General features: G+C 69.4%; 8 protein-coding genes. 1 reads left to right on the plus strand and 7 read right to left on the minus strand.

All coding sequences use genetic code 11. The features are described 5' to 3' along the window. Nucleotides 1-4 precede the first annotated feature (4 nt). From yoaA to AC3IPM_RS14710, 7 genes are all read right to left on the minus strand, one after another. Complete coding sequence (yoaA, locus tag AC3IPM_RS14680; RefSeq protein WP_489300720.1) at nt 5-2,089, minus strand: DNA repair helicase YoaA; 2,085 nt, start codon at nt 2,087-2,089, stop codon at nt 5-7. A gap of 38 nt (nt 2,090-2,127) precedes the next feature. Continuing rightward, on the minus strand, nt 2,128-2,655 hold the full coding sequence (locus tag AC3IPM_RS14685) for a hypothetical protein (protein WP_489300721.1): 528 nt from the start codon (nt 2,653-2,655) through the stop codon (nt 2,128-2,130). Between the two features lie 22 nt (nt 2,656-2,677). Further along, nucleotides 2,678-5,116, minus strand: coding sequence for a penicillin-binding protein 1B (gene mrcB / locus AC3IPM_RS14690; protein WP_489300722.1), 2,439 nt, complete (start codon nt 5,114-5,116; stop codon nt 2,678-2,680). Between the two features lie 88 nt (nt 5,117-5,204). Beyond that, a complete protein-coding gene (locus AC3IPM_RS14695; protein ID WP_489300723.1) occupies nt 5,205-6,257 on the minus strand; it encodes a glycosyltransferase family 2 protein in 1,053 nt (350 codons plus the stop codon). A 55-nt stretch (nt 6,258-6,312) separates the two neighbouring features. Beyond that, nucleotides 6,313-7,197, minus strand: coding sequence for an SDR family oxidoreductase (locus tag AC3IPM_RS14700; RefSeq protein WP_489300724.1), 885 nt, complete (start codon nt 7,195-7,197; stop codon nt 6,313-6,315). A gap of 53 nt (nt 7,198-7,250) precedes the next feature. Next, nucleotides 7,251-8,813: a hypothetical protein gene (locus AC3IPM_RS14705; RefSeq protein ID WP_489300726.1), complete on the minus strand. Its 1,563-nt coding sequence runs from the start codon at nt 8,811-8,813 to the stop codon at nt 7,251-7,253. 49 nt (nt 8,814-8,862) lie between these two features. Beyond that, nucleotides 8,863-11,028: a RelA/SpoT family protein gene (locus tag AC3IPM_RS14710; protein ID WP_489304163.1), complete on the minus strand. Its 2,166-nt coding sequence runs from the start codon at nt 11,026-11,028 to the stop codon at nt 8,863-8,865. Nucleotides 11,029-11,203: 175 nt separating this feature from the next. Between AC3IPM_RS14710 and AC3IPM_RS14715 the strand changes: the two genes are divergently transcribed. Continuing rightward, nucleotides 11,204-11,728: a hypothetical protein gene (locus AC3IPM_RS14715; protein WP_489300728.1), complete on the plus strand. Its 525-nt coding sequence runs from the start codon at nt 11,204-11,206 to the stop codon at nt 11,726-11,728. The last annotated feature ends 21 nt before the right edge of the window (nt 11,729-11,749 follow it).

The raw sequence follows: 11,749 nt of genomic DNA on the forward strand, positions 1-11,749 counted from the left end.
GCGGTCAGAACAGGGAAGTGGGGAAGTCATCGGGAGCGACAGGCGGTGCAGGCGGTGCCGGTGCCGGGGGCGACACCTCGGCAGCGGCCGGGGCGGCACCACCAGCCACAGGCCATTGTGGCGCAAAGAAGGCACGCACATCCTCCAGCGAGCGGGTGCGCCGGAACGGCGGCAGCGAATCCAGGAAAATCCGCCCGTAGCCACGGCTGAGCAGGCGCGGGTCGCACAGCACCAGCACGCCGCGATCGGTCTCGCTGCGGATCAACCGGCCCACCCCCTGCTTGAGCGCGATCACCGCCTGCGGCAGCTGCTCATCGCGGAAGGGATTGCCGCCGTCACGCCGGATCGCATCCAGGCGCGCCTCGAACACCGGGTCATCGGGCGCGGCGAAGGGCAGCTTGTCGATCACCACCACGCTGAGCGCATCGCCGACCACGTCCACGCCTTCGCGGAAGCTGGCCGAACCGAGCAGCACGCCGTTGCCCGACTCGCGGAAGCGTTGCAGCAATGTCGCGCGCGGCGCTTCGCCCTGTACGAACAGCGGCCACGGCGCATCGCGCAGGGCTTCGGCCGCCTCACGCAGCGCGCGGTGCGAGGCGAACAGCAGGAACGCGCGCCCGGCCGAGGCCTGCAGCACCGGGGTCAACGCACGGATCAGCGCGGTGCCGAAACCACGCGCGGCCGGGTCCGGCAGATCGGTGGGCAGGTAGCACAGGGCTTGGCGGCTCCAGTCGAACGGGCTGGGCTGCAGCAGGCTGACCGGATCATCCAGCCCCAGCCGCTGCGCGATGTGTTCAAAGCCGCCGTCCACGGTCAGCGTCGCCGAAGTGAACACCCAGGCCGCCATCGAGCGCTCCCGATGCTCGCGCAACGGCCCGGACACGTCCATCGGGGTGCGCTGGCAGCGGAAACCGCGCGGGGTCAGTTCATACCAGAGCACTTCGGCCGGCGCCGGGGCCTGTTCCGGGTCCACGTCGAAATCCAGCATCGGCGCGTCTTCGCCGAGCCAGCGCGACAGCCGCGAGACTGCTTCCAGTGCGCGCGCGTGGCAGGCATCCAGTCCCGGCGAGGCCTCACGCACGCCACCCAGCGCATCGCGCAGCAGCACCAGCGCGCTCATCGCCGCGTCGAATCCGTCGCGCACCTGCGGTACCGCCAGCGCACGCCACTGGGTGCCGCGCGGTGGCAGCCCGTCCATCGCCGTGCGCAGATCACGCAGCACCTCTTCCAGCGTCGCCGCCGATGCCTGCAGCGTGGCCTGCGCGCCGGCCACGCTGCGGCTTTCGGCCAGGCAGTCGCGGGCCAGCTCCTGCCACGGGCGCATGCCGAAGCTCTCGCCGAAGAAGTTCGCGGCCAGTTCCGGCAGCTGGTGCGCTTCGTCGATGACGAAGGCCTGCGCGCCGGGCAGGATTTCACCGAAGCCTTCCTGCTTCAGCGCCAGGTCGGCGAGCAGCAGATGGTGGTTGACCACCACCACGTCGGCCGCCTGGGCGCGTTGCCGCGCCTGCACCACGAAGCAGTCATCCCAGAACGGGCATTCGCTGCCCAGGCAGTTGTCGACGGTGGAGGTCACCATCGGGTACAGCGGCGAATCCTCGGGCAGCGCGTCCAGTTCGGCCATGTCGCCGAACTTCGTGCGCCCCGACCAGGCCAGGATGCGCTGGAACTGGGCAACCTGTTCGGGCGAGGTGGGCACTCCTGCATGGAGCCGTGGTTCGCCGCGGGCCTGCTGCAGCCGGTAGCGGCATAGATAGTTGGCGCGTCCCTTCAGCAACGCGCTGCTGTGGCCGACGCCGAGCGCAGCGCGTACCCGCGGCAGATCGCGGTGGTACAGCTGATCCTGCAGCGCGCGGGTACCGGTGGAGATGATGGTCTTCAGCCCCGACAGCAGTGCCGGCACCAGGTAGGCATAGGTCTTGCCGGTGCCGGTGCCGGCCTCGGCCAGCAGCACGTCGCGCTGATCGAAGGCTTCGGCGATCGCCGCGGTCAGGCGCAGCTGCGCCGGACGCGGTACGAACGCATCGAGTTGGCTGGCGAGCGCACCGCCCTCGCTGAGGGCGTCGCGGCTGGCATGGGCGAGTTGGGACATGAAGGTGCCTGTAGCGCCGGCCAGCGGCCGGCACTACGTCAATACCGCTTGATTCCCGGCACGGTGCAGCCTTCCAGCTGTGCATGCGCCGATACCGCGTTTTCCTTCTCGCCGCGCGCCAGGCGGGCCTGCTCGATGGTGGCCCAATGGCGACGGCACAGCGGGCCGGTCTTGGAGCCCAGCTCCACCGCCTTGCGCGACAATGTTTCGGCGCGTGCCCAGTCGCCCTGCAGCAGGGCGATTTCAGCACGTTCCTGCAGGATCGACGGATCGCCTTCGGAGATCAGCAGCGCCTGGTTCAACGCTTCCGCCGCGGCAGCCAGGTCATTGGCCTGGCGCGTGGCCTGGGCGGTCATGCGCAGGTCTTCGATTTCGGCATCACGCAGCGGCTGTACCGCCACTTCCTTGTCATCGATGCCAGCAGCGGTGTTCACCGCCGCCATGCGCTGGGCCGGCGTGGTGGTATCCACCGGTGCTTTCACCGGTGGCGCCGAGGTGACACACGCCGCCAGTGCCAGGCTGAGCGAAAGCAGCGATGCGGTACGGATCAGGGTTCGGGGAGTCATGCGGGCCGGCCTCATTCCGGAATCATCGTGCAGGAGAAGGGGTTGCCGCCGCCGGCGCGGCTTCTGCGGCCGGCTCGGGCTTCTTGTCCAGGCCGAACCAGCTGCGCCAGCCGCCGCCTTCGCCATCGGCCTGGCCACCCTCGCCTTCCGGCAGCGCGGTCGGGGCCGCGCACGGCACGTAGGCGGGCGCGTAGCCGACCACGAACGGGAAGCGGCGCGCGCCCGGGCAGGTTTCATCGGTGGTACCGGTGCCGCTGGCCTCCACGTACTGCCAGTCCAGGCCCTTGCTGCTGACCTTCAACGGCGCACTGGGCAAGCGCTGGAAAATACCCGACCAGACCCGCATCGAACCGGTGGCGCCGTACAGGCCGGCCTGTTCGTTCTGGTCGTTGCCCATCCAGATCACAGCCAGGTGGTCACCGGTGTAACCGGCATACCAGCTGTCGCGGCCATCGTTGGTGGTGCCGGTCTTGCCGGCCGGCTGCAGGCGACCCAAGCCGTCAGCGTTGAGCCGCTGCGCGGTACCACTGGCGACCACCTGCTGCAGGCCGATGCTGATCAGGTTGGCGGCGATCGAGTCGCCCTCCTGGGCCGGCGCCGGGGTCTTGTCGTAGCGCTTCATCAGCTTGCCCTGCGGGTCCAGCACGCCACGCACGGCATGCAGCGGCTGGATTTCACCCCCGGAGGCGAGGAACTGGTACAGCTGCGCCATCGCATACGGGCTCTGGTCGGTCGACCCCAGGATCACCGCCGGATTCGGCTCGGCCTTGATTCCGGCCAGCACGTGGATCAGCTGGGTAACCCGCTCGGGCTTTACGTCCATGCCCACGCGTACCGTGGCCTGGTTGTAGGAATGGGCCAGCGCATCGATCAGCCGCACCGTGCCATGGCTGCGGTTGTCGGCATTGCCCGGTGACCAGTTGCGGCCACGCGCCAACTGCACCGTCACCGGCGAATCGTCGACCCAGCTGGCCAGCGAGTAGCGGTCCGGCTGCGCCAACGCCAGCAGGTACACGAACGGCTTGAGCAGCGAGCCGACCGGCCGCTGCGCCTCGATGGCGCGGTTGAAGCCCGGGTCGGCCACGTCGCGGCTGCCGACCACGGCCAGCACATCGCCGTTGTGCACGTCGGTGAGCACCAGCCCGGCCTGCAGCTCGGGACGACGCTTGCTTTCCAGCGATTTGATGGTCTTGGTGACCGCACCTTCCGCGTAGGCCTGCGCCGACGGGGCCATGCCGGTCATCACGCTCAGCCCGGCGCCCTGCAGCACCGACTCGGGGTAGTCATGGCCCAGCTGGCGACGCACCAGGTCCACGTAGGCCGGGAAGCGGTTGGCTGCGATCAGGCCCGGGGTCTTCGGCACGCCCAGCGGTGCCTTGAGTGCCCGCTGGTACTCGGCATCGTCGATCAACTGGCTTTCGTGCAGCTTGCCGAGCACGAAGTTGCGCCGGTCCAGCGCGCGCTCCGGGTTGCGTCGCGGGTCGTAGTAGGACGGCCCTTTGACCAGGCCGATCAGCAGCGCGACGTGCTCGGTGTTGAGCGAGGACAGATCGCGGCCGAACCAGAATTCAGCACCCGAGGACATGCCGTGGATGGCCTGGCTGCCGCGCTGGCCCAGGTACACCTGGTTGAGGTAGGCCTCCAGGATGGTGCGCTTGTCGTAGCGCGCTTCCATGATCAGCGCGTACAGCACTTCGTTGAACTTGCGGGTGACGGTCTGTTCCTTGCCGATCCCCAGCAGGCCGCTGCGCGCCAGCTGCTGGGTCAGGGTCGAGGCGCCCTGGCGGCTCTGGCCGCCGGAGCGCACGGTGACCCAGATCGCGCGGGCGATGCCGCTCAGATCGATACCGTGGTGGCGATTGAAGTCCTTGTCCTCCACCGCCTGCAGACCGGTGACCAGCAGCTCGGGGGTTTCTTCGATGCGGACCAGCCGGCGTTCTTCCTGCTTCTGCCCGTACAGGGTGGCGATGCGTGCCGGATCCAGCCGCGCGGCCTTCAACGCCTTGCGGCTGTCGGCGTCGCGCAGCGAGGCGACCTGCCCGCCAGACAAACTCAGTTCGACCCGGCGCGGGGCGACCCGGCCATCCACGTCGCTGTAGCCACGGCTGGCGATGAGGAAGCGCCCGCCCTCCTGGCTGTATGTCGCGGCGGACTTGCCCACGCCATCATCGCGATAGGCCGCCGCGGCCAGTTCTGTCTTCAGCGTCTGTGCGTCCATCGCCACGCCGGGCGCCAGTGCCAGCGGCCGCGCGTAGACACGGGTGGGAATCTGCCAGCGCAGTTCGCCGAAGCGCTGCGTCACCTGGCTGTTCAGGTACACCGTATACGGGATCAGGAAGCCCAGCGACAGCGCGAACGCGGCCATGCCCCAGGTGATCAGCCGACGCCGCCACAGCGGCCAGCGGCTTTGGGTGTCGTCGTCGAAATCGTCGATGTCGTCGGAATCGTAGCGTCGGGGCACGGGAATGCTGGAAAGTAAATTCTGGCGAGTCTAACGCAGCCACCGCAGCAGCAGGCGGCCGCCGCTCCCGCGTTTCACCCCAGTTCAATCAGATCAAACCGCGTCCACGCCAGCCCGCCCAGGCGCCGCGGCAGGCGGCACGCAGCCCACGCCAGCCACCGCCCGCAAGGCAGGCATTGGCAATGCGTGCCACCAGCCGCGGCGCATCATGGGCGATCCAGGCCCATCGAACGTCCGCGCGACGGTACATCCGCAGGCGCGACCAGGCCATGCGCCATGCCACTGCTGGCAGGCCCTGGAGCGGTGCGGGTGCAATCTGCACACCGCGCTCATGCAGCAACGCCTGCAATGCCTGCAGCCGCTCAGCAGTGCGCTGGCGACTCTGCGCATCGAGCAGATCCAGTCCACGCACCCGCACCAGGAAGGAACGCCGCGTCGCGCCGATCTGGTTGCCGCCATGCTGGCGGTAGTCGATGGTGGGCTGGGGCAGCATGTCCAGCCCGCCCTGCAGCGAGGCGATCACCGCCAGCCATTCGTCGTGGCTCCAGCGCGGGGCGATCGGCAACCCCTGTTCCAGCAGCGAACGGCGCAACGCACAGGTGGCGCCGGTGATGAAGTTGCGCAGCAGGATCGCATCCAGCGCCAGCCCGGAGCGTTCCAGCGCCACCTCGGCCGGATGCACGCACAGCACGTCCAGCAGGCCGGTCCCGATCGGCGCACCGTGTGCATCCACCAGCCGTGCGTCGCTGTGCAACAGCATCAGTGTCGGGTCGGCGTCGAACCGCTCGAGATAGGTCTCCACGCGATCCGGATACCAGACATCGTCCTGGTCGCACAGGAACAGCACCTCGGCGCGGCAGCGCTGCAGCACGTCGGAAAAATTCTGCACATAGCCGAGATTGCGTGGATGCTGCACCACCTCGACGCGGAGACCGAGCGCCTCGGCGCGGGTCGCAAACGTGGCAAGAATGGCCAGGGTCGAATCGCTGGACCCGTCATCGCCGACCACCACTTCATCCACCGCCACCGTCTGCGCCAGCAGGCTGTCCAGCTGCGCCTGCAGGTAGTCCTCGCCGTTGTAGGTACACAACGCGACGCCGACGCGGGGCGCCGCAGCCTGCTCGGAACGGGCACTGGACATCAACAGGAACTCACGTGCGGTAGGGCGCGGGCATCGTAGCAGGGCCGGCCATGCATCAGGGCGGGTTCCCGGCGATGCGTTCGCGCGCCTGCGCCGGCGTCATCGGCTGCCACGCCGACGGCGCCGGCTGGAACGGCCGTGGCTGTATCCCCAGCAGCGTCTGCAGCGGCGCGTTGTAGGCGATCAGATCCTGCTCCAGCCGCGAGACCGGCCCACGCGCGGCCGGCACCACGGCCGCGAGCAGGCGCAGTGCGGGCGCCGGCACGATCAGCGGCAGCGTCCAGTCGGTGAGGCTGGCATGCACCCGGCGGAACATCTGCTGGTACTCCAGGCGTTCACCGCCACCGATTTCCAGGACCTGGCCGGCGGCCGCCTCCGTGTTCAACGCCGCGATCACCGCCTGCGCGATGTCATCGGCATGCACCGGCTGGCGCAGGCCGCGCGCCATCGGAATCGGGAACACCTTCAGGCGTCGCGCGCGCTGCACGATCGGGGTAAGGCTGCGGTCGATGCCCGCGCCATAGATCAGCGTCGGGCGCAGGATCGTCCACTGCATCCCCAGTCGCGCGGCCTGTTCAGCCAGGCCATGTTCACCGCGTTGCAGGCGCTCGACCACGGCCAGTTCGTCGGTCTGCGCCGAGCCCTGCTTGGTCAGCACGCTCATCGAACTGGTGGCGATGATCTTTGCTGCCGGGGCCACCTGCTGGCGTGCCAACCAGGCGACCCAGCGCTCCAGCGGACTGAAACTGACGATGGCCTGCCAGGCGTTCCCGGCGCGGGCCGGCAGCGCGGCATCCAGATCGCCGGTCAGCCAGCGCACACCCGCTTGAGCTGGCTGCGGTTGACGGCTGATCGCCTGCACCGGCGTGCCGGCTTGGGCCAGGCGCGGCAGCAGGAAGCGGCCAATCTGGCTGGTCGCGCCGGAAACGAGAACGGTCATGCCGGGTCCAGGGTCGAATGGACCGCCTACTATAGCCGAGCCCCGTACCCCGCTCAGGGGGGACCATCGATATCGCGCAGCCGCTGCTGCAACGACTGGTACTCGCTGGCCGTGGCCGCGATACCCAACTGACGGGCCTGCTGCAGCGCCGTCTGCGCGAAGGCGACGTCGCCGCGGCCCAGACGCTCGCTGCCGATGGCCAGCCAGCGCTGGCCGAGCCGTTGCCGCGCCGGGGTCAGCGCCGATTCCGCCGGGGCCAGGGTCTGCCAGGCGTCCAGACAGGCGCCGGCCGCCTGTACCCGGTTCTCACGCAGCCCGTCTTCAAAACAACGGCGGCTGGCGGGTAGCAGGCGGCGGGCCGCGGCGACCACTCGGGGATCCTGGGCGGCCAGGTCCTGCGCCGCACGCAGCGCGTCATAGGCGCTGCGCCCGGGTGGGGTCAGGAACTGACCGCGCGCCTCGGCCTCGTCGATGCGGACCAGCAGTTCACGCAGCTGGCGCGCACGCTGGCCGCGCGGCGACGCTGGCGCACGCAACGCCTGCTGGGCCTGCCGCGCCTGCACTACCATCGCGCGCACGCCCTGCACGGCACGCTCGGATGCGCCCAACGCCTGGGCGCTGTGCAGGGCCTGCTCGGCCTGTTCGAAACGGAAGTCGCCGGCCAGCCGGGTGGCACTGGCCAGCTGCGCCTCGATCACCCGCTGCAGCCCCGCACGCGCGGCCGGATCGTCGGGCAGCGCCTGCAGCACCGCCTGGAACGCGGCCGCCGCAGTATCCCAGCGGCGCCGCTGCAGGGCCTGCTCGCCTTCCCGCTGGCGCTGCTCCAACGCCTGGTTCAATGCCGCCTGGGTCGCCGGCAGGTCGACATGGCCGGCATCGAAGCCGCGCGCGCGCTGGACCAGCTCCGCGGCTCGGGCCACATCGCCACCGCCTGCCGCATCACGGGCTTGCTGCAGCAGATCGGACAAGGCGTCCTCGCGCCCCTCCAAGGCGCGCAGGTGATTAGGTGCCAGCACCAGCGCCTGCTGGAACAAGGGCAAGGCACTGTCTTCACTGCCGTCCAGGCGCTGCGCCTGCAACGCGGCTTCGGCGCGGCCGAGCAGCACGCCCAGCCCACCCCCGCCGCTGTGGCGTTCGCGTAATTGTTGTGCCACCGCATCGGCGTCGCGCTGCGGCACCTGCAGCTCACGCGCCAGTGCCAACGCGGCCTGGGCCGCATCCAGTTGACCGGCATCGAGTGCATCGCGGGCCTGCTGCAGCGCGGCCTGCCCGGTACGGGCCAGCCCGGTGCGGGCCTGGCTGCGGTCACCGTCCAATGCCAATGCCGCCTGGTACCACTCGCGCGCGCCGGTGCCGTTGGCCGCGCTCAGTCGACCGGCCGCCAAAGCATGGTCGCCGCGGTCGAGCAGCTGCTCGATCTGCGGCTCGTTCCAGAACCAGTTCGCCAATGGCCGGCGCAACAGCACCAGGGCCACGAACAACAGCACGGCGGCCAGCAGCGCCCAGCGCCAGATGCGCTTGGCGTGGCGGGCCTGCAACCACCACCAGCGTCCCTCGCGGCGGACGCGTTGCAGCGCATCGTGCGCTCTGTCGTGGTGGTCGGCATCCTGGCTCATGCGGCAAGGATAGTGGCTGCGGGTTGCAATCGAGTGAGCGCGCGACGCACTAGCCCAGGCGTCGCGCCTCGCTGACACCCGGCAATGCGTCCAGCTTGCCCAGCAGGGTGGAGAGCTGGCCGTAGTCGCTGACCTTCAACCGCAGCCGCAGATGCGCACGGCCACTGTTGCGCACGTTGTCGCTGTGGATGTCCAGCACGTAGGCATCCTCCTGTGCGATCAGGTTGGTGATGTCCTTGAGCAGCCAGCGGCGATCGACCGCCTCCACCACCACGTCCACTTCATAGCCGCCCCCGGCCTGGCCCCACTCCACCGGCAGGATCCGCTGCGGGCTGGCCGCCGCCAGCCGCGCCAGCGCGGCGCAGTCGGTGCGGTGCACGGTCACCCCACGGGTACGCGTCAGGTAGCCCACGATCGGCTCGCCGGCCACCGGCTGGCAGCAGCGTGCCAGCTGCACCAGCAGGTTGCCCACGCCCTGCACGGTGAATTTGGACGTGCCCAGGCTGTCGCGACGCGCGGTCGGACGCGGCAGTGCCGGAACGGCCGGCTGGCTGGCGGCGCGCTCGGCCTCCAGCAGGGCACGGCTGACCTGGTTGGGGCCGGTGTCGCCGAGCGCAACCTGGATGTACAGGTCATCGACGCTGTCGGCATGGAACTTCTTCGCTGCGATGTTGAGGTCGGCGTGCTGCAGACCGAGCCGCTTCAACTCGCGGTCGAGCAGGTCGCGCCCGGCCTGCACGTTGCGGGCTCGGTCGAGCTTGTGGAACCAGCTGCGCACCTTCTCGCGCGACCGGTTGCTGGCCAGGAAGCCGTTGGAGACCAGCAGCCAGTCGCGGCGCGGGTCGGCTTCCTTGGCGGTCAGGATTTCGACCCGGTCGCCGCTGCGCAGCCGGTAGGTCAGCGGCACGATGCGGCCATTGACCTTGGCGCCACGGCAACGGTGCCCGACCATGGTGTGCACGTGGTAGGCAAAATCCAGTGGCGTGGCCCCCTGCGGCAGGTCCATGACCTCGTCCTTGGGGCTCAGCGCGTAGACACGGTCTTCGGTCAGTTCGGCATCCAGCGCACCGGCCAGCTCGCCGCCATGACCCTCCTGGGAGTGCTCCAGCAGCTGCCGCATCCAGGTGATCTTGCGATCGAACGCCTTCTCCGCGCCCTTGCTGCCTTCCTTGTAGCGCCAATGCGCGGCGACGCCGAGTTCGGCCTGCGCGTGCATGTCATGGCTGCGGATCTGCACCTCGATGGTGCGCCCTTCCGGGCCGATCACCGCGGTGTGCAGCGAGCGGTAGTCATTCGCCTTGGGCCGCGCGATGTAGTCATCGAACTCGCTCGGCACCGGCGCCCACAGCGAATGCACCACGCCCAGCGCGGCATAGCAGGCGGCCACGTCGGTGACCATCACCCGCACCGCGCGGATGTCATAGAGCTGCTCGAAGGCCAGCTTCTTTTTCTGCATCTTCCGCCAGATGCTGTAGATGTGCTTCGGGCGGCCACTGACCTCGGCCGCGATGCCCTGCGCCTGCAGTTCGCGCAGCAGCACCTTCTTGACCGATTCGACATAGCGCTCGCGCGCCAAGCGGGTCTCGTCCACTTCGCGCGCAATGCGGCGATAGGTGTCCGGTTCCAGGTGGCGGAACGCCAGGTCTTCCAGCTCCCACTTCAACTGCCAGATGCCCAGCCGGTTGGCCAGCGGCGCGTGGATGTCGCGGGTCAGCTGGGCCAGCGCACGCCGCTGTTCTTCGGGCAGGCGATCGGCGCCGCGCATGCGCGCCAATTGCCGTGCCAGCAGGATCGGCACCACGCGCAGGTCCTGGATGATCGACAGCAGCAACCGGCGCAGGCCTTCGCTGTTGCGCCCGGCATCGCGGCCGGCGTGCAGCGCCCACACCTGGTCGGCCGCATCCTGGCCCTCCAGCAAACCCACCACCGCTGGCTTCAATGCACCCAGCAACAACCCGTCCAGGCCTTCGCGCAGCCACGGCAGGTCGAACAGCAAGGCGGCCAGCAACGCGCTCTCATCGGCCGACAACAGCGCCAGCGCGTCCAGTGTGTCGGCCAGCACCGACCAGCTGGAGTGCATCTGCGGATCGGCCTCGGGCAGCTGCCAGCGCTGCAGCAGCGCCTCGCGCAGCGCAGGTGGCAGCGACGCCGCCGAGGGTCGGTTCAACAAGGCATCCAGGCCGGGGACAGAAGCGCGGTTCACAGCATCGTGCAGGCAAGATAGAGGTTCCCAGACTAGCGCCGTGGTCGCGGATGGACAATCAAAACCGCCACGATCGGCAGCATATGCTCATGCCACGCCCATGCCGGCGCATGCGTTGACGGTGCCGGCGGGCTCCCCACGCCGCGCCATCTGGCCCTACACTGCGGCCACATCCAGGAGACCTTCCATGCGCTTTTCCCGTCTACGGTTGTTGGCCAGTGCGGCCGTCCTGTTGAGTCTGTCCGCTCCTGCGCTGGCCCAGCGCGTGGTCGACGGCGACCTGCAGCAGCAGATGAGCCCGGCCGAGTTCAAGGCCGCCGGGCTGGACAAGCTCAAGCCGGCCGAGTTGGCCGCACTCAACAGCTGGCTGCAGGGCAAGGTCGCCGCCGTCGCGGCCGACGTGCGTGAGCAGGTCCGTGAGCAGGCCCGCGAAGAAGGCCGCCAGGAAGTGATCGTGAAGAACCGCGGCTTCTTCGACTTCGGCAGCAAGGAGCCGATCGCCAGCGTGCTGCCCGGCGAGTTCCGCGGTTTCGGCAAGGGCCGCAAGTACGTGCTGGCCAACGCTCAGGAATGGGAGCAGACCGACGACACCAGCCTGGCCGGCGTACGCAAGACCGATGCCGAGGTGGCCATGACCCCCGGCGTCGCCGGGGTCTGGTACATGCAGGTCAAGGGCGTCAACACCCGCGCCAAGGTGCGTCGGGTCAAGTGAGTGCGGCACCCCGTGCCGGCA

It is taken from the genome of Stenotrophomonas sp. GL_111 (assembly GCF_057835245.1).

Bases quoted from the DNA above. Each gene is read 5' to 3' on its own strand.
- yoaA (WP_489300720.1), bottom strand. From the start codon at position 2,089: ATGTCCCAACTCGCCCATGCCAGCCGCGACGCCCTCAGCGAGGGCGGT.
- AC3IPM_RS14700 (WP_489300724.1), bottom strand. From the start codon at position 7,197: ATGACCGTTCTCGTTTCCGGCGCGACCAGCCAGATTGGCCGCTTCCTG.
- AC3IPM_RS14705 (WP_489300726.1), bottom strand. From the start codon at position 8,813: ATGAGCCAGGATGCCGACCACCACGACAGAGCGCACGATGCGCTGCAA.
- AC3IPM_RS14685 (WP_489300721.1), bottom strand. From the start codon at position 2,655: ATGACTCCCCGAACCCTGATCCGTACCGCATCGCTGCTTTCGCTCAGC.
- AC3IPM_RS14715 (WP_489300728.1), top strand. From the start codon at position 11,204: ATGCGCTTTTCCCGTCTACGGTTGTTGGCCAGTGCGGCCGTCCTGTTG.
- AC3IPM_RS14695 (WP_489300723.1), bottom strand. From the start codon at position 6,257: ATGTCCAGTGCCCGTTCCGAGCAGGCTGCGGCGCCCCGCGTCGGCGTC.